The sequence below is a fragment of the Shewanella electrodiphila genome, from assembly GCF_023283985.1.
Lineage (GTDB): Bacteria > Pseudomonadota > Gammaproteobacteria > Enterobacterales > Shewanellaceae > Shewanella > Shewanella electrodiphila.
The window spans coordinates 75,039-92,420 of the sequence record NZ_JAKIKU010000012.1; the positions used below are offsets into that span (position 1 = coordinate 75,039).

Sequence of the window (17,382 nt, forward strand, 5' to 3'; positions counted from 1 at the left end):
AAATTTTTAACATTATTCATTTAGAAGTGTTTTTACCTTTTGGATTCACTTTTATTAACTTGTTGTTAACAACAGGTTTTGAGGAATCGAGAAGGCCTATTAGGGCATCAACCGATGAGTTGGTGTGATTTAACCGGGAGTAAAGATGAAGAAGCAACAGCCTGATCTGAACCGCAGATCTTTGCTGAAAGCCATCACCGTAGGTAGCGCTGCTACTGCAGCAATTGCTGTTTCAGGTGTGAGTGTGGCCCAAGCAACCGAGAGTAACGTTAGCAGCAAAAATGCTAAAGGTTACAAAGAAACTGCGCATATTCGTAGCTACTACGATAGCTTACGCGGCTAATTCAGGAGAAATAAGCGATGAAGTTAACTCGCAAGTCTACCGCAGCACCTAAAGCTGCATCAAAGTCGCTCGGTATTAACCGTCGTCAATTTATGAAGAATGCAGGTATTGCAACAGGTGGTATCGCCGCTGCTTCATTAATGGGCACTGGTATGATGCGTAGAGCTGAAGCGCATGATGTACCGCATGATGCACCAACTGAAATCAAACGTACTGTATGTTCTGCATGTGCTGTTGGTTGTGGTTTATACGCTGAAGTACAAAATGGTGTGTGGACAGGTCAAGAACCTGCATTCGATCATCCATTTAACGCTGGTGGTCACTGTGCAAAAGGTGCTGCTATCCGTGAACATGGTCATGGCGAAAAGCGTCTTAAATACCCAATGAAATTGGTTGACGGCAAGTGGAAGAAACTATCTTGGGAGCAGGCTTACAACGAAGTCGGCGACAAGATGATGGATATCCGTGAAGAATCAGGTCCTGATTCAGTTTACTTTATGGGTAGTGCTAAGTTCTCGAACGAAGGCTGCTACATGTACCGTAAATTTGCGGCAATGTGGGGCACGAACAACGTCGATCACTCTGCTCGTATTTGTCACTCTACCACGGTAGCCGGTGTTGCTAACACTTGGGGCTACGGTGCGCAAACTAACTCTTTCAATGATATCCAGAATGCAAATGCAATCTTCTTCATCGGTGCAAACCCGGCTGAAGCGCATCCAGTTGCAATGCAGCATATACTTATTGCTAAAGAGAAAAACAACGCAAAAATTATTGTTGTTGACCCACGTTTCTCACGTACTGCTGCACACTCTGATCTTCATTGTGCACTACGTCCAGGTACGGATATCCCTTTCATCTACGGTATGCTTTGGCACATCTTTGAAAACGGTTGGGAAGACAAAACGTTCATCAAAGAACGTGTTTTCGAAATGGAATCAATTCTCGAAGAAGTGAAGAAGTTCCCACCGAAAGAAGTTGCAGACATCACTGGTTGTAGCGAAGAAGAAGTTTACCAAGCTGCGAAAATGATGGCAGATAACCGTCCAGGTACTGTTGTTTGGTGTATGGGTGGTACTCAGCATCACGTAGGTAACGCGAATACACGTGCTTACTGTATCCTTCAATTAGCACTGGGTAATATGGGTGTTTCTGGTGGCGGTACTAACATTTTCCGTGGTCACGATAACGTTCAAGGCGCGACTGATTTAGGTTTGTTATTCGATAACTTACCTGGTTACTACGGCTTAACTTCTGGCGCATGGGATCACTGGACAAACGTGTGGGACATCGAGCTAGACTGGGTGAAAAACCGTTTCGACCAAAATGAATACCTTGGTCGCGTACCAATGAATACTCCTGGTATTCCTTGTTCACGCTGGCATGACGGTGTTTTAGAAACACCTGAAAAATTAGCACAAAAAGACCGTGTACGCATGGGCTTCTTCTGGGGTCAATCAGTTAACACTGAAACGCGTCAAGATGATGTTCGTGACGCACTAGACAAGATGGACACTGTAGTTGTTGTGGATCCATTCCCAACAATGGCTGGTGTAATGCATCGTCGTCAAAACGGCGTTTACTTGCTACCAGCTTGTACTCAGTTCGAAACTGAAGGTTCAGTATCTAACTCTGGTCGTTCACAACAATGGCGTGAAAAAGTTGTTGAGCCATTATTTGAATCAAAAACTGACCTTGAGATTATGTACCGTTTATCTCAAAAGCTTGGTTTTGCAGACGAGTACACTAAGCGTATCGCTAAAGATGCCAATGACGTGCTTGTTATCGAAGACATTACTCGCGAAATTAACCGCGGTATGTGGACCATTGGTATGTCAGGTCAAAGCCCTGAGCGTATCAAAGAGCACACCCAAAACTGGGGCACGTTCAGCAACAAGACACTTGAAGCTGCTGGCGGACCTGCTAAAGGCGAAACTTACGGTTTACCTTGGCCTTGTTGGGGAACTCCTGAGCAGAAGCATCCAGGTACTCAAATTCTTTATAACACAAGCAAGCATGTTCTTGATGGTGGTGGTAATTTCCGTGCACGTTACGGTACCGAATACCAAGGTAAGAACTTGTTAGCTGAAGGCAGCTTCTCTAAAGGTGCTGAAATCACTGACGGTTACCCAGAGTTCACTGCAGACATGCTTAAACAGCTTGGCTGGTTTGACGAGCTAACTGCTGAAGAAAAAGTTCATGCAGAAGGTAAAAACTGGAAAACTGATATCTCAGGTGGTATCCAACGCGTTGCAATGAAGCACGGCTGTATCCCTTACGGTAACGCTAAAGCTCGTTGTATTGTTTGGACATTCCCTGACCAAGTACCTGTTCACCGTGAGCCGTTATACACGCCTCGTCGTGACTTAGTATCTAAGTACCCAACGTACGCAGATATGCAAGTACATCGTCTACCAACACTTTACAAGTCAATTCAAGACAATGACAACAGCGCTAAGTACCCATTAGCACTGACTTCTGGTCGTCTGGTTGAGTATGAAGGTGGTGGTGAAGAATCTCGTTCTAACCCTTGGCTTGCAGAGCTTCAACAAGAAATGTTTGTTGAAATTAACCCTGCTGATGCTGCTGACCGTGGTCTTCGTGACGGCGACACAGTGTGGTTAGAAGGTGCTGAAGGCGGACGTATTAAGATTAAGGCAATGGTTACTCCACGCGTTAAGCCTGGTGTTACTTGGATGCCTTACCACTTCGCTGGTGAGATGCATGGTGAGAGTCTTGAGGCTAATTACCCAGAAGGCACAGTACCTTACGTACTAGGTGAATCATGTAACACTGCATTGACCTACGGTTATGACCCTGTGACGCAAATGCAGGAAACCAAAGCATCGCTTTGTCAAATTGAAAAAGCGTAACTGCAGCTATAGCTAGGAGAATTGCCAAATGGCTACAATGAAATTTTTATGTGATACCAAGCGCTGCATTGAATGTAATGGTTGTGTCACAGCTTGTAAAAACGAAAACGACTCTGCTTTAGAGTGGGGTATCCAACGTCGTCGTGTTGTCACTATCAATGATGGTGTGCGCGGTGAAGCGTCAATCTCAGTTGCATGTATGCACTGTAGTGATGCACCTTGTATGGCAGTATGTCCTGCAGATTGTTTCTACAAAACAGAAGACGGCATCGTACTTCACGACAAAGATACTTGTATCGGTTGTGGTTACTGTTTATATGCATGTCCTTTCGGTGCTCCACAGTTCCCTCAGTCAGGCGCTTTCGGCAGCCGTGGCAAGATGGACAAGTGTACTTTCTGTGCTGGTGGCCCTGAAGAAGATCATTCACACGCTGAGCGTGAGAAGTACGGTGCTAACCGTGTCGCTGAAGGTAAACTTCCAATGTGTGCTGAGCTTTGTTCAACCAAAGCACTGCTTGCAGGTGATGCAGAAATCGTTTCTGCTATCTTCCGCGAGCGTGTTGCATACCGCGGAGCTAACAAAGGTGTTTGGGGTTAATCTCCAAGCGTGTTAGTCAGCTTAGCTATGATGCCTAGGGCAACCTAGGCATCGAATAGCATAGAGGATGTAATATGAACAAGTGGTTCAAACAAATTGGCGTTGTTATCGCACTGATGTTCAGTGTCATGACCTTCGCCCACGCAAGTGGAAATGTTGAAGAGTCTCTAACCGTTCAAGATGGCAATGCACAATTATGGGCACAGCTTAAAGACGGTGCTGAAGGACGTACGACTTCAACAAGTGAGTTCCATAAACAACCAATCAATACCTATGATTTACGTGTATTTGATTTGCGTAGTGACTGGCTTGCTCCTGCTTTAGCTTTATCGCTATTTGGCATGATCATCATTTTCGTACTGTTTATGAAAATTAACGGTATTTCGAAATTACACGGTGGTTTCACTGGTAAGATGGTATATCGCTGGTCTAAATTTGACGTATCAATTCACTGGCTAGGTGCGATTCCTTGCATGTTATTGATTTTGACAGGTTTAGTACTACTTGCTGGCCGTTACTTCCTTCAGCCATACATTGGTGAAGGTATGTGGGCTGGATTGGTAAATGCTTCTAAAGTTATCCATGATTACATGGCTATCCCATTCATGTTGGGTTGGGCGTTAATGGTAGTACTTTGGGCTAAAAACCAAATGCCAAAAATGTATGACATTAAATGGATGATGGTGGTTGGTGGTTACATTAACTTCGGTCCATTTAAAGGCAAGCACCCTGACGCTGGTTTTGCTAACGCAGGTGAAAAACTATGGTTCTGGGCATTTGCTCTATTCGGTCTAATCATCTCAGTATCAGGAATGTTATTACTGTTCCCGAACTTATTTGAACCAAGCCGTACCTTAAGTTTGATTGCACTAGTTACTCACTCAGTGAGCGCTATCGTAATCTGTGCTTTCTCTATCGTGCATATCTTCATGGCAACCGCTATGTCTGAAGGTGGTATGGATTGTATGGTGTCTGGCTACTGTGATGAGCAGTGGGCTAAACAGCATCACAACCTTTGGTATGATGAAATCAAAGAAAAAGGCGAGCTTAAATATAAAGACTAATTAGTCTCTATATTGAATCGTAAACACCCTCAATAGCTTTGCTTTGAGGGTGTTTTTGTATCTGAATTTTAACGTTCAAAATTACAACATAAAGCTTTGTTATATTTAACATACGGATAGTGTACATTAGGTATTGGTTATTTAATGAGTGCTAATCTGTGATCTCTATGGTAAAAATCAATTGAATCAGTTGTGATTACCTCCTAAGTTATAGATAGTTCACATAATGGTTACTCGATTGAGAGTACTCTGCTCAATCAGCAATCGTTTAGCATTGCGAGTATGTACATATTTTAAGATAGGAAGTGCTATGTCATCAATAATTAAACCATCAGATAAAATTATCCAATCACCTTACCAGGCCAATATTACTACGCCAGATTGGATGATCAGTGCGATGGAAAAAGTGATGCAATTTTACGTTGACCGTAATTTGCGCTTAGATACTGTATCTGCAGAAATGATGCCGAATCCAGTGGAAGGCAAAAAGTATATGCTCTATGCGCACGTGCCTTTTTGTCATACCTTGTGTTCTTACTGTACTTTTCATCGCTTCTTATTTAATGAAGACAAGGCTCGTCGCTATTTCGTTTCTTTACGTAAAGAAATGGATATGGTTAAAAACCTCGGTTACGATTTCGAATCTATGTACATCGGTGGTGGCACCACAACAGTGCTTGAAGATGAACTTGCTCGCACTATTGAACATGCTAAAAAGCTGTTCCCAAGTATTAAAGAAGTGTCATGTGAATCAGATCCTCAACATTTAGACAGTGAAGGCTTTAAGCAATTAGAAGGCTTAGTCGATCGTATGTCTATTGGTGTACAGAGCTTTAACGATGACATTTTGACCATGACTGACCGTATTGAAAAGTTCGGCACTGGTCAGCAGACTTTTGACCGCATTATGGCGGCTAAAGAATTATTCCCAATTATTAATGTTGATTTGATTTTCGGTTTCCGTGGTCAAACCGATGAAGTTATCCAACATGATTTGGATATGGCTTCAAAATTAGACCCTCGCCAAATCACCACTTATCCATTGATGATTACCCATCAAACCCGTAAGAGTGTGAAAGGCAAGCTAGCCGCACCTCATGGCGACATGGCGCGTCAATACCGTCAAATTCTAAATAGCTTAAATGGCCAGTACACTCAACTTTCTGGTTGGGCTTTTGGTAAAGCCAATAATGAAGGCTTTGATGAATACGTTATCGATTTTGATGAATACTTAGGAGTCGGTTCTGGTTCATTTAGTTTCTTAGATGACACCTTATACGTGAACACTTTCTCGTTGAAGAAATACCAAGAACGTATTGCCAGTGGCAAGATGGGTGTTGAGCAACAAAAGCAATACGGCAAGAAAGAAGTGATGCAATACCGCTTCTTGCTAGGTATGTTCTCAGGCCGTTTGTCACGTAAATACTTCCGCGACACATTTGGTGTTAACTTAGATACCGCATTATTTAAAGAAATGGCTTCAATGAGAGCCATTGGTGCGATTAAGAATGACCCGAATGACCCAGACAACTTGATTTGGACTGATAACGGCAAAATGATGGGCTTGTTAATGATGAAAGAATTTTATTCAGGAATGGATAATGTTCGTGCGCAATTACGTAAACCATTACAAGCCGCTGATATGTAAGTATCTAACGTTTAAGAAATAAGTTAATGAAAGGTAGTGACCATAGTCACTGCCTTTTTTGTTATTTGCAGTATACTGAATTTGAATGCATCATCTCTATTCCCACCATTTCGTCATTTCTATCATAATGATGTTGGTGCATTGAACATTGAATAGTTAAAAGAGATTGCTATGGCCAATATTTTACTGCTTGCCAATATTAACTGTGACCGACTACTTCAGTTAGACAAACCATTACAAACCGGTGGACGTTTTCATTACCAAGATGGTGGTTTACGGCTGGGTGGTGGTGGCGCCAATACAGGGATCGGTCTTGTTTGGGCAGGTCATTCAGTATCTTTAGTGAGCCAAGTTGGCAATGATAAAATTGGTAACTGGATTTTAGCTCAAGCCAGTACCCAAGGTTTAGATTGTCGATTAGTAGAACGTTTTCAGGGCAACACCTGTGAAATGCTATTGGTGATGACGCCAGACGGTGAGCGAACCATTATTCGCCCAGAACGTCCAATATTTGCATTATCCTCTCCACCTAATTGGCAGCAATTTGATGCTCTCTATACTAATTCTTCTGCAAAAGGTATCAGTGGTTGGACCGAGTCAGCTTTAGACTCCTGCCTTGTCGTGTCGCAACTAGCCAAAGATGAACGAGTGCGCCCATGTCATATTCTCATTGCCTCTATTACCGATATGGAGGGGCGCTGCAATGAAGAAAAATGGCGCTTTGCGACTCAAATAGCCGGTGAGTCATTACGTTACTTTGTGGTAACCGATGGTGAAAATGGAGCTATCGCTTATAGTGAGGATGATCAAGTACATGTACCTGCTGTTCTATCTGAGGTGGTGGATACCACAGGCGCAGGTGATGCATACGCAGCAGGTTTAATTCACTTCCTGTGTGAGCAAAAAAGCATTACTGAAGCGATGGAAGAAGGGGCGAGATGGGCAGCTTTTGCTGTTGCGACGCCAAGCTCTGTTCCTGGTGACGACTTAAAACACTATTTAGCTAACTGAATAGGAAAATAAATAGTTAAGTAAGTGAAGTTGTCTTTTGGTGGATAGCTTCATTTTTCTGTCACATAACTGTCGCGATTATGTCATGTAGTAAATCTATAATTTCGCCGTAATTTGTTGAAAGCCAATTCTTTTCCGCAAAAGATTTAGTTTGATATAGGCCTTCCACTTCCTGGGAGTTAATTACAACCCTATTTAATTTTTTGTTTGAATTTACGACCCTGTATCCCCCCATTTACAGGGTCTTTTTTTATCTCGGTAAAAATAAAGGATTTGCAATACCTGATAAATACAGAGTTTTGGCTCAAAAATCCGATGCGCCTTCATTGCTTTTCAGTTAGTATTTACATTGGTTTAACATGTTCGCATATACCAGTTCTTATCAAGCTAATAATAGATTGCCACTTGCCTATGTAGTCACATACATCAGTAACCACTTGCATCCATTACTACTTTGAAGAGCTCAGTTTTAGTAGGGGCGTTATGGGAAATAAAGTTTGGAACGATAAAAAGCGTTTTATTTGGATGTTATCCATACTGCTTTTAGCTGCATTTATTGTCACAAGTGGAATTAGCTACCAAGTTGCACATGAATCATTAAGCGAGCAAATAGAAGATAATACATTGCCGCTGACCAGTGACAATATCTATTCTGAAATTCAACAAGACCTTCTACGACCTATCTTTATATCCTCGTTAATGGCGCAAGATACCTTTGTTCGGGACTGGACCATTAATGATGAGCAAGACCCTGAAAAACTGATCCGATACCTTAACGAAATCCAGCAAAAATATAATACGGTAACCAGTTTTTTCATCTCTGAATCGAGTCGGAATTACTATCATTCCAGTGGTGTGCTAAAAAAAATTGAAGATGTTTCAAGTGAAGATGCTTGGTATTTTCGAGTACGTTCATTACCTAAGTCAGAAGACTATGAAATTAACATTGATACCGATACCGCCGATAAAAATCGTACGGTCATTTATGTTAATTATAAGGTGTATGACTTTGAAGGTAATTTCATTGGTGTCACCGGTGTAGGTTTGGCCGTTGAAAGCGTGAAAAAGATGATTGAGCTATACCAGACACGTTATAACCGCAAAGTTTATTTCTCTGATAGACAAGGCAATATTACTTTGCGCAGCAAAGGGTTTGATGGTGCGACTACTTTACAATCGACAGCAGGGTTAGAGAAGTTAGCAACCCGTATTTTAACCAGCCCAAGTGCATCTTTTTCCTATAGGCGAGATAACAGAACGATTTATTTGAATAGCCGTTTGGTTGAAGAGTTTCAATGGTATTTGATGGTTGAGCAAGATGAAGTGTTGGCAGAAAAGAAATTGCTCACAACATTTTGGCTCAACATTGGTTTGAGTTTAGTGGTGACCTTTGGGATTTTATTGATTGCCAATATGACTTTGGGTAAATACCAAAGAAAATTGGAAATGATGGCGTCGACAGATAAATTAACCGGTGCAGCCAACAGGCAAGCGTTTGAAGAATACTTTACCCCAGCTTTATCTCGATCTTTGGTCGAGTCAACACCGATGGCTGTGCTCATTATCGATATCGATCACTTCAAACAAGTGAATGATAAATTTGGGCATAATATCGGAGATCTGGTGATTCAGTCTGCAGCCAATGTACTCAAGTCAAACCTTAAAGAAGCGGATTTACTTTGTCGCTGGGGTGGGGAGGAGTTTTTGGTATTATTACCTAATATGAATATCAGTCAGGCGCATGAATTAGCTGATCGCATGCGTGAAACTGTCGCTGCTAGAAGTATCAAAGTGAATGGCAATGATATTAATATCACCATTAGCAGCGGCGTTGCTGAGTATCGTAAAACTGAGACACCTGAAGAACTCATTAACCGCGCAGATATCGCCTTGTATCAAGCAAAGGAGCAAGGTCGAAATCAGGTGGTGTTGTCTTATTAATTCACAGTTAATAAATTCTATATTTGTTCATATCATGACGAGAGCGTATTAATGGCAGGCTATGTGTTAGCAAAAAAGATCTCAGGATTATTCCGTGGAGATAAAATTGATACCTTAGAAAGTATTGATAGTGGTATGAATAATAAACTCCCGGTGCAAAGTCTTAGTGTGACGCAACATGGTGTGGAAGGTGATAAGCAAGCCGATCCGATTCATCATGGCGGTGAAGAACGTGTATTACACCATTTTCCGCGTGAGCATTATGGTCAGTATCGTCGTTGGGATTTAATCACTAACTTTAAAGATGTCCCAGCCATGGGGGAAAACATCAGTACTGTAGGTTTAGATGAGTCACAAGTGAATATTGGTGACATTATTCAAATAGGTGAAGTCTTATTGCAAGTGACTCAACCACGCTCACCGTGTTTCAAGCTTAATCTGCAATTTGGCCATCCTAAATTTGCATTAGCAATGCAAGAAAGTCGCATGTGTGGTTGGTTTTATAAAGTGCTGCAAGCGGGAGAAATTAACGCAAATGACAGCATAGTGTTGATTGAACGAAAAACTGACATCAGTATTGCCCAGGCGATGAAGATTTACTTCTTACCTGAAGTCGACCCTGAACAATATCAGCAATTGATGCAATGTGAAGGTTTGGCACAAAACTGGGTGGCGAGTATGCAAAGACGTATTGATACTCAACAAATCGAAAACTGGCAATATCGATTATATGGCCCTGCTGGTGAACCGGATTAACAACTGAGAAGTAAATAATGTAGCTTCATAAAAAAACGCACTGATAAGTGCGTTTTTTATTGTCTGCTGACAAAATCCTATAACTACATATTCGGGTAGTTAGGTCCGCCGCCGCCTTCAGGTGTTACCCAAGTGATATTTTGGCTTGGGTCTTTAATGTCACAAGTTTTGCAGTGAATACAGTTTTGCGCATTAATCACAAACTTATTCTCAGCGCCTTCAGCGACCACTTCATAAACTCCCGCAGGGCAATAACGCTGCGCGGGTTCATTGTATTTAATTAAGTTAACAGCAATGGGGATAGACGCGTCCTTGAGTTGCAGGTGACACTTCTGATCTTCTTCATGGAAGGTATTCGATAGATAAACCGATGATAATTTATCAAAACTGAGCTTACCATCAGGCTTGGGGTACTCAGTCGGGGTGAAGTCTTTAGCCAGTCCCATATCAGCATGATCAGGGGTTTCATCGCGAAGCGTTATCGGGAACTTACCGCCAAACCAATTTTGGTCAATAAAGTTAAACGCACCGCCTAAGTAGGTGCCAAACTTATGTAATGCAGGGCCAAAGTTGCGCGATTGAAATAGCTCTTCATGTAACCAGCTTTGCTCAATACGAGTTTGGAAACAGTCTAAATCTTTACCAGCTTCAACACCTGCTATGAGTGCTTCGCCTAAGGTTTGAGCGGCGACAATACCGCTCTTCATTGCTGTATGTGTGCCTTTGATTTTGGCGAAGTTCAATGTCCCGGCATCACAACCAATAAGTAATCCACCAGGGAAGCTCATTTTAGGTAATGAATTCAATCCACCTTTAGCGATAGCGCGAGCGCCGTAGGTTAAGCGCTCACCACCAGTTAATGTTTGCGCAATAACCGGATGTTGCTTATAACGCTGAAATTCATCGAACGGGCTGACATGTGGGTTTTTATAATTCAAATCAATAATCAAGCCGACAGCGACTTGGTTATCTTCCATGTGATAAAGGAAGCCACCACCAGAAGTCCCTTGATTAAGCGGCCAGCCACCGGTGTGAACCACTTTACCTTCTTGATGTTGTTCTGCTGGGATTTTCCAAATTTCTTTAAAGCCAAGGCCGTAATGCTGTGGTGTTTTACCATTATCGAGATGATATTTCGCGATAAGTTCTTTACCTAGATGGCCGCGACAACCCTCAGAAAATACAGTGTATTTAGCATGTAACTCCATACCTGGCATATAGCTGTCTTTTTCTTCGCCATTAGCGCCAACACCCATGTCACCAATTAAAATACCTTTCACACTGTTATCTTGATTAAACAGCACTTCACTTGCAGCAAAACCTGGGAAGATTTCAACACCTAAACCTTCAGCTTTTTCTGCTAACCAGCGTGTTAGGTTACCGACACTAATAATGTAGTTACCATCATTATGCATGGTTTTAGGCACTAAACTGTTCGACATTAATTGAGATTTGGAGTCTGAACTTAGCAGGTAAATCTCATCGTGAGTCACTTTAGTATTCAGTGGGATATCGGAATCACGCCAATCGGAGAACAATTCATCCAATACTTTAGGCTCAAAAACCGCACCAGATAATATGTGCGCTCCAACCTCAGAGCCTTTTTCAACAACACAGACAGTCATTTCTTTGTCTGCGTCTTGTGATATTTGCATTAATCGACATGCAGTAGCGAGTCCGGCAGGTCCTGCACCGACAATTACTACATCGAATTCCATAGATTCGCGTTCCATCATCTCACCTTTGATCTTCATTCCCCGGTTTATGGCGGGTTTGTTGTTATTTTTTTGTTTTACTCACCTTACCTCAAAAATGAGCTAGGTCACAGTAGCAAGTGCGATTTTGAGCTCGTGAGCTAGCTCGCAATTCTTTACAGATTTTGTACAAACCGGGACAAAATGTCATAAAAAGGTACTGATTAGAGCGAATTTAGGCCTATAATCAAGGTTGACGGTTCTCCGAGCTTTATATCCTACGTCCACAGATACGGGTATTTAGCCGTGGTAATAATGCCACCGGGGTGAGTAAAGAAATGCGCTTACCTCCCACACTTGGAAAGGTTAACATGTCCCAACTACAAGACAGTTTTGGTCGAAGATTTCACTATCTGCGGATGTCAGTCACTGACGTTTGTAATTTCAAATGTACCTATTGCCTACCTGACGGTTACAGACCTGATGGCAAGCCAAAGTTCCTCGCGCTAAATGAAATTGAAAATTTAGTGGCGGCTTTTGGTGAGGTAGGTACTCAAAAAATCCGCATTACCGGTGGTGAGCCGACCCTTAGAAAAGATTTCACCGATATCATTCGCGTTGTTGCTGATAATGACAACATTAATACCGTTGCCACAACAACCAATGGTTATCGCCTCGAAAAGCACGCTAAAGAATGGTACGACGCGGGTTTGCGCCGAATAAATGTTTCGGTTGATAGCTTAGATCCGAAAATGTTCTACCAAATCACAGGCGAAAATAAGTTTGATCAAGTGATGCGTGGTATTGATGCAGCACTTGAGGCGGGCTTTGAGCGGATTAAAATAAACGCGGTACTGCTTAAAGGCTTAAATGACAAAGATTTGCCACGTTTCTTACACTGGATTAAAAGCACACCGATAGATTTGCGCTTTATCGAGTTGATGGAAACGGGTTTAGGCCATGATTACTTTAACGCCCATCATTTGGCGGGTCTTGATATCAAGCTAAAGCTTGAATCAGAAGGTTGGTTATATGATCTGCCGAGTGTTGATGATGGCCCTGCGCAAAACTTTAGTCACCCAGATTACCAAGGTCGTATTGGCTTGATTATGCCTTACGCTAAAAACTTTTGTGCCAGCTGTAACCGTTTGCGTGTATCAGCTAAAGGCAAACTGCATTTATGTCTGTTTACTGAAAATGGTCTCGATTTACGTGACTTATTACAACATGAATCTCAGCGAGCGGAATTAATTGAACGTCTGCACAGTCAATTAGCACAGAAAGAAGAAACTCATTACTTACATCAAGGGATCACAGGTGTGACCAAACATTTAGCCTCTATTGGTGGTTAATATAGAGCGATGTTAGGTGGCTAAGGTGTTGCGGCGTCGCTGTTAAACAGTATTCCTTTTCCATACTGAAATTAAGATCTAATAAGGCAAGTTAGCATGAGCAATTGTTTTACCCATATTAATGCCGATGGCAACGCTCACATGGTCGATGTGACTGAAAAAAATATTACCGAGCGTGAAGCACGCGCTGAAGCATTCATCGAAATGGCGCCTAGTACGCTTGAGATGATCATGAGCGGCAGTCATCACAAAGGAGATGTGTTCGCTACAGCGCGTATTGCAGGCATTCAAGCTGCGAAAAAAACCTCTGATTTAATTCCTTTATGTCACCCATTAATGTTGACTAAAGTTGAAGTGGATCTACAAGCTCAGCCTGAGTTTAACCGTGTTCGAATTACCAGCTTGTGTAAACTTTCTGGCAAAACTGGCGTGGAAATGGAAGCATTAACTGCCGCTTCAACAGCAGCACTTACCATTTACGACATGTGTAAAGCGGTTCAAAAAGACATGATTATCTCCCAAGTACGTTTACTCGAAAAACGTGGCGGCAAGTCAGGTCATTTTCAAGCTGAAGATTAATCAGTTTGGTGCGATTGTTGGCAGCAAGAATTGCTGACAATCAGTAAAACGTTATTTGTTAGACCCAATCAATACGAGACATCGACATGATCCAAGTTCTATTTTTTGCACAAGTTAGAGAGTTACTCGGTACCGCTAAAGTTGAAGTTGCCGCTGAAGGTATTACTAATACTGAGCAGCTACGTGAAGCATTAGCCGCTAAAGATGATAAGTGGGCAAAAGTATTGTCATCAGACAAATTACTGGTAGCGGTTAATCAAACGATGAGTGCATGGGATGCGGCTGTTGTTGATGGTGATGAAGTTGCCTTTTTCCCACCAGTAACAGGTGGTTAATATGACCGTTAGTTCTGAAAAAAATCCTAGGCAAGTTGTGCGCGTGCAAACCGCTGACTTCAATGTTGCTGATGAATACAATGCGATTGCAAATGATAACAGTGATGGCGCAGTAGTAACATTTGCAGGGAAAGTACGTGATTTCAATGATGGCAGCGCTGTTACTGATCTTACTTTAGAACATTACCCAGGAATGACAGAAGCTGTATTAGTGCAATTAGCTGAACAAGCTTATGAACGCTGGCCATTAAATTATGTCACGATTATTCATCGTGTTGGCCGCATGGAACTGGGCGAACAAATCGTATTTATCGGCGTTACTAGCATGCATCGCAAAGCGGCATTTGCAGCGTGTGAATTCCTTATCGATTTCTTAAAAACCAAAGCACCTTTTTGGAAACTTGAAGCTGGCGAAGAAGGCAATAACTGGGTCGAAGCGCGTGATTCAGATGAACAGGCAGCGTCAATGTGGAACGAAACCAAATAGCAAAGGATGCTTACCAATGACATTTAGCCGTCGAGTTGCATTAAAGGTTCAAAGTCTTTTACTTGCGAGTTTGTTAGGACTTTCTTCTTTGTTTTCGCTTTCTGCATTGGCGGCTAAACCGCCAGCCATTGCAGCTGCGGCTAATGTTAAGTTTGCCTTAGATGAAATTGTGGCAAACTTTAGTGCAGAAACGGGCTTAGTGTTACGCGTTTCATATGGGTCTTCTGGCAATTTTGTCGCACAGATCCAGCATGGTGCACCGTTTGAAATGCTATTAAGCGCCGATGAGTTTTATGTACAACAGCTACATAAGGCAGGTAAAACTGATTCAGATGGTGATATCTACGCCATTGGTAAGTTAGCCCTAGTGGCGCCAAATAATTCCAAATTAGCATTAGATCCCCAATTAACAGGCCTAGCTGAAGCCGTCTCTGAAGGTGAAATCAAGCGATTTGTTATCGCCAACCCAGCTCATGCTCCATATGGTGAGCGCGCTCAAGCCTTACTTGAGAGCAAAGATTTATGGTCTGCGCTGCAACCTAAGATCATTATGGGCGAGAATGTTTCCCAAGCCGCTCAGTTTGCTTTAAGTGGTTCAGCACAAGGTGGGATTGTGGCATTGTCGCTAGCATCAGCACCGCAGTTTACCAAAATGGGCCGCTACATAGAGATCCCCCAGTCATTATATCAACCCATTAATCAACGTATGGTACTGACTCCGCGAGCGGGGGATACCACTAAACAGTTTTATCAGTACATGCAGTCAACTGCTGCTCAGCAAGTACTAGAGAATTATGGTTTTGGCTTCCCTGCCAACGTCAGCGATAAACATCATTTACACCAGCCTAAACTTCGTGCACCAAGACCAAGACAGCAAGTGGCGGAGCAGTAATTTATGGATTGGCAGTCGTTGTGGTTATCTGCAAAATTAAGTTCTGTAACCGTATTAATTCTGATCCCAATGGCCATTTTTGTCGGTCGCTTTCTGGCGTACAAACAATTTCGTGGTAAATCGTGGGTAGAAGCACTGATTATGGTGCCATTAGTGTTGCCACCGACGGTGATTGGTTATTACTTGCTTGTCGGTTTAGGTAGTCAAAGTCTTATTGGACAATGGGTCGAGCAGTTTACTGGCGCCCAGTTAGTGTTTAATTTTTCAGGCTTAGTAATTGCCTCTATTCTGGTTAATATCCCTTTTGCTGTGCAGCCGATTCAGCGCGCCTTTGAAACCATACCCCATGATATTCCTGATGCAGCAGCATGTTGTGGCATGAGCTGGTGGCGTATTTTCATTAAAATTGAATTACCTATGATATGGCCTGGAATATTGACCGCTGTGGTGTTGTGTTTTTCACATGTTTTAGGTGAGTTTGGCGTGGTGTTAATGCTTGGTGGCAATATTGCTGGCGAAACTAAAACTATCTCGATTGCTATTTATGACAGTGTGCAAGCCTTTGACTTTGAAGCGGCGGGTACGATGTCGTTAGTCCTCTTGGTATTTGCTGTGAGTGTATTGGCAATAACGACAAGTTTATCAAGACGCTTAGGGGGGCAGCATGCCAACCCGCAACGTTGATTTAGAGACTCATTTACATTGCCAAATTGAGCAAGTATCACCCATCCCATTAATTGCTAACTTTAGCTGTAAAGCGGGCGAAGTCCTGGCGGTTGTTGGGCCTTCTGGTGGCGGTAAAACCACTTTGTTACGCATGATTGCAGGCTTAAGTGTACCTGAGAAAGGCCGGATTCAGTGTGGCGAACAGCAATGGTTTGATGACGAGCTGCGGATTAAGTTATCCCCTCAACAACGTCACATTGGTTATGTCCCACAACACTTTGGTTTATTTCCGCATCTTACCGCGCTAGAAAATGTGATTTCTGGCTTGGACCACATTCCTAAAAGTGAACGCAAAGCAAGGGCTCTAGACTGGCTTGAGCGAGTTAACTTACATGGGCTACCTGCTAGGTTGCCTGCACAGTTATCTGGCGGTCAGCGTCAACGTGTGGCTTTAGCAAGGGCATTAGCACGTGAGCCTTCGGTATTATTGCTCGATGAACCGTTTTCTGCGGTGGATAGAGAAACCCGTGAACGTTTATACATTGAGTTAGCCAGATTAAAATCACAGTTATCAATTCCTGTGATCATGGTGACCCATGATATGAACGAAGCCTTGTTATTGGCCGATAAAATGATCCTAATCAGCCAAGGTAACATGCTGCAGCAGGGCGAACCTTTTGAGGTATTGTCTCATCCTCGTAATGAAACCGTGGCTAGGCAGATGGGCCTTAGAAACATTTTCAATGCCGAGGTCAGTGGCCGAGATGCAGAGGCAAACATCACATGGCTTAAAATGGGCGAGCAAATCATTGCCAGTGACAGTGCACCTGAATTGGCAATTGGTCAGCAAGTGCGTTGGGTGATCCCAAACCAAGGCATTCGATTTAATGCGATTTCCAGTGGCCGTTTGTGTCGTAGTATCAATAAACTCGATATTGTTATCGAGTCAATGCTAGTCATGGGTGAGTCTGTGCGTGTGAAAGCGCGAATGGCGGATGTGGACGAGGTGTTCAATATGGATATTCCTTCGCATTTGGCTGAAAAACTCTCATTAAAAACCGGATTGGCAACAACGATTGCACTGAAATCAGAGCAAGTCCATATTCTAGAATCATGATCAATTATTAATCTTACAATGCTTGG

Annotated in this window: 16 protein-coding genes and 1 riboswitch; of the genes, 15 read left to right on the forward strand and 1 reads right to left on the reverse strand. The window is 42.6% G+C overall.

Annotated elements, in window-relative coordinates; translation table 11 throughout:
- Nucleotides 1–145 precede the first annotated feature (145 nt).
- The 8 genes from L2737_RS18195 to L2737_RS18230 all read left to right on the forward strand — a co-directional run bounded on the left by L2737_RS18195 (nt 146) and on the right by L2737_RS18230 (nt 10,234).
- Nucleotides 146–343, forward strand: a complete 198-nt coding sequence (locus tag L2737_RS18195) for a twin-arginine translocation signal domain-containing protein (protein WP_102527589.1) — start codon at nt 146–148, stop codon at nt 341–343.
- A 17-nt stretch (nt 344–360) separates the two neighbouring features.
- Nucleotides 361–3,216, forward strand: a complete 2,856-nt coding sequence (locus L2737_RS18200) for a molybdopterin-dependent oxidoreductase (RefSeq protein ID WP_102527590.1) — start codon at nt 361–363, stop codon at nt 3,214–3,216.
- A gap of 28 nt (nt 3,217–3,244) precedes the next feature.
- Nucleotides 3,245–3,814, forward strand: a complete 570-nt coding sequence (gene fdh3B, locus L2737_RS18205; RefSeq protein ID WP_102527591.1) for a formate dehydrogenase FDH3 subunit beta — start codon at nt 3,245–3,247, stop codon at nt 3,812–3,814.
- Between the two features lie 74 nt (nt 3,815–3,888).
- Nucleotides 3,889–4,878 carry a formate dehydrogenase subunit gamma gene (locus L2737_RS18210; RefSeq protein ID WP_102527592.1) on the forward strand — a complete coding sequence of 330 codons (990 nt, stop codon included), beginning with the start codon at nt 3,889–3,891 and terminating at the stop codon, nt 4,876–4,878.
- 310 nt (nt 4,879–5,188) lie between these two features.
- Nucleotides 5,189–6,526 carry a coproporphyrinogen III oxidase family protein gene (locus L2737_RS18215; RefSeq protein ID WP_102527593.1) on the forward strand — a complete coding sequence of 446 codons (1,338 nt, stop codon included), beginning with the start codon at nt 5,189–5,191 and terminating at the stop codon, nt 6,524–6,526.
- Nucleotides 6,527–6,697: 171 nt separating this feature from the next.
- Nucleotides 6,698–7,537, forward strand: a complete 840-nt coding sequence (locus tag L2737_RS18220) for a PfkB family carbohydrate kinase (protein WP_229370193.1) — start codon at nt 6,698–6,700, stop codon at nt 7,535–7,537.
- Between the two features lie 483 nt (nt 7,538–8,020).
- The gene (locus L2737_RS18225) at nt 8,021–9,478 is read left to right on the forward strand and encodes a sensor domain-containing diguanylate cyclase (RefSeq protein ID WP_248956680.1); all 1,458 of its coding nucleotides are present in this window, start codon (nt 8,021–8,023) and stop codon (nt 9,476–9,478) included.
- Between the two features lie 51 nt (nt 9,479–9,529).
- A complete protein-coding gene (locus L2737_RS18230; RefSeq protein WP_248956681.1) occupies nt 9,530–10,234 on the forward strand; it encodes an MOSC domain-containing protein in 705 nt (234 codons plus the stop codon).
- Nucleotides 10,235–10,317: 83 nt separating this feature from the next.
- Here L2737_RS18230 and L2737_RS18235 read toward each other — a convergent pair whose 3' ends face one another.
- Complete coding sequence (locus L2737_RS18235) at nt 10,318–11,967, reverse strand: electron transfer flavoprotein-ubiquinone oxidoreductase (RefSeq protein WP_248956682.1); 1,650 nt, start codon at nt 11,965–11,967, stop codon at nt 10,318–10,320.
- A gap of 211 nt (nt 11,968–12,178) precedes the next feature.
- Nucleotides 12,179–12,312: riboswitch (molybdenum cofactor riboswitch) on the forward strand.
- Between L2737_RS18235 and moaA the strand changes: the two genes are divergently transcribed.
- From moaA to L2737_RS18270, 7 genes are all read left to right on the forward strand, one after another.
- Nucleotides 12,300–13,280, forward strand: a complete 981-nt coding sequence (gene moaA, locus L2737_RS18240; protein ID WP_248956683.1) for a GTP 3',8-cyclase MoaA — start codon at nt 12,300–12,302, stop codon at nt 13,278–13,280. Its footprint overlaps the riboswitch before it by 13 nt.
- 96 nt (nt 13,281–13,376) lie before the next feature.
- The gene (gene moaC / locus L2737_RS18245; RefSeq protein WP_229370206.1) at nt 13,377–13,859 is read left to right on the forward strand and encodes a cyclic pyranopterin monophosphate synthase MoaC; all 483 of its coding nucleotides are present in this window, start codon (nt 13,377–13,379) and stop codon (nt 13,857–13,859) included.
- A gap of 86 nt (nt 13,860–13,945) precedes the next feature.
- A complete protein-coding gene (moaD, locus tag L2737_RS18250) occupies nt 13,946–14,194 on the forward strand; it encodes a molybdopterin synthase sulfur carrier subunit (protein WP_102527601.1) in 249 nt (82 codons plus the stop codon).
- Between the two features lies 1 nt (nt 14,195).
- On the forward strand, nt 14,196–14,681 hold the full coding sequence (gene moaE, locus L2737_RS18255) for a molybdopterin synthase catalytic subunit MoaE (protein WP_102527602.1): 486 nt from the start codon (nt 14,196–14,198) through the stop codon (nt 14,679–14,681).
- Between the two features lie 16 nt (nt 14,682–14,697).
- Nucleotides 14,698–15,573 carry a molybdate ABC transporter substrate-binding protein gene (modA, locus tag L2737_RS18260; RefSeq protein ID WP_248956684.1) on the forward strand — a complete coding sequence of 292 codons (876 nt, stop codon included), beginning with the start codon at nt 14,698–14,700 and terminating at the stop codon, nt 15,571–15,573.
- 3 nt (nt 15,574–15,576) lie between these two features.
- Nucleotides 15,577–16,257, forward strand: coding sequence for a molybdate ABC transporter permease subunit (modB, locus tag L2737_RS18265; RefSeq protein ID WP_102527604.1), 681 nt, complete (start codon nt 15,577–15,579; stop codon nt 16,255–16,257).
- Nucleotides 16,238–17,356 carry an ABC transporter ATP-binding protein gene (locus tag L2737_RS18270; protein ID WP_248956685.1) on the forward strand — a complete coding sequence of 373 codons (1,119 nt, stop codon included), beginning with the start codon at nt 16,238–16,240 and terminating at the stop codon, nt 17,354–17,356. Before modB ends, L2737_RS18270 begins: the two co-directional genes overlap by 20 nt.
- The last annotated feature ends 26 nt before the right edge of the window (nt 17,357–17,382 follow it).

Bases quoted from the DNA above. Each gene is read 5' to 3' on its own strand.
- L2737_RS18200 (WP_102527590.1), top strand. From the start codon at position 361: ATGAAGTTAACTCGCAAGTCTACCGCAGCACCTAAAGCTGCATCAAAG.
- moaC (WP_229370206.1), top strand. From the start codon at position 13,377: ATGAGCAATTGTTTTACCCATATTAATGCCGATGGCAACGCTCACATG.
- moaA (WP_248956683.1), top strand. From the start codon at position 12,300: ATGTCCCAACTACAAGACAGTTTTGGTCGAAGATTTCACTATCTGCGG.
- fdh3B (WP_102527591.1), top strand. From the start codon at position 3,245: ATGGCTACAATGAAATTTTTATGTGATACCAAGCGCTGCATTGAATGT.
- modA (WP_248956684.1), top strand. From the start codon at position 14,698: ATGACATTTAGCCGTCGAGTTGCATTAAAGGTTCAAAGTCTTTTACTT.
- L2737_RS18270 (WP_248956685.1), top strand. From the start codon at position 16,238: ATGCCAACCCGCAACGTTGATTTAGAGACTCATTTACATTGCCAAATT.
- L2737_RS18215 (WP_102527593.1), top strand. From the start codon at position 5,189: ATGTCATCAATAATTAAACCATCAGATAAAATTATCCAATCACCTTAC.
- L2737_RS18220 (WP_229370193.1), top strand. From the start codon at position 6,698: ATGGCCAATATTTTACTGCTTGCCAATATTAACTGTGACCGACTACTT.
- modB (WP_102527604.1), top strand. From the start codon at position 15,577: ATGGATTGGCAGTCGTTGTGGTTATCTGCAAAATTAAGTTCTGTAACC.
- L2737_RS18195 (WP_102527589.1), top strand. From the start codon at position 146: ATGAAGAAGCAACAGCCTGATCTGAACCGCAGATCTTTGCTGAAAGCC.
- L2737_RS18235 (WP_248956682.1), bottom strand. From the start codon at position 11,967: ATGGAACGCGAATCTATGGAATTCGATGTAGTAATTGTCGGTGCAGGA.
- L2737_RS18230 (WP_248956681.1), top strand. From the start codon at position 9,530: ATGGCAGGCTATGTGTTAGCAAAAAAGATCTCAGGATTATTCCGTGGA.
- L2737_RS18225 (WP_248956680.1), top strand. From the start codon at position 8,021: ATGGGAAATAAAGTTTGGAACGATAAAAAGCGTTTTATTTGGATGTTA.
- L2737_RS18210 (WP_102527592.1), top strand. From the start codon at position 3,889: ATGAACAAGTGGTTCAAACAAATTGGCGTTGTTATCGCACTGATGTTC.
- moaE (WP_102527602.1), top strand. From the start codon at position 14,196: ATGACCGTTAGTTCTGAAAAAAATCCTAGGCAAGTTGTGCGCGTGCAA.
- moaD (WP_102527601.1), top strand. From the start codon at position 13,946: ATGATCCAAGTTCTATTTTTTGCACAAGTTAGAGAGTTACTCGGTACC.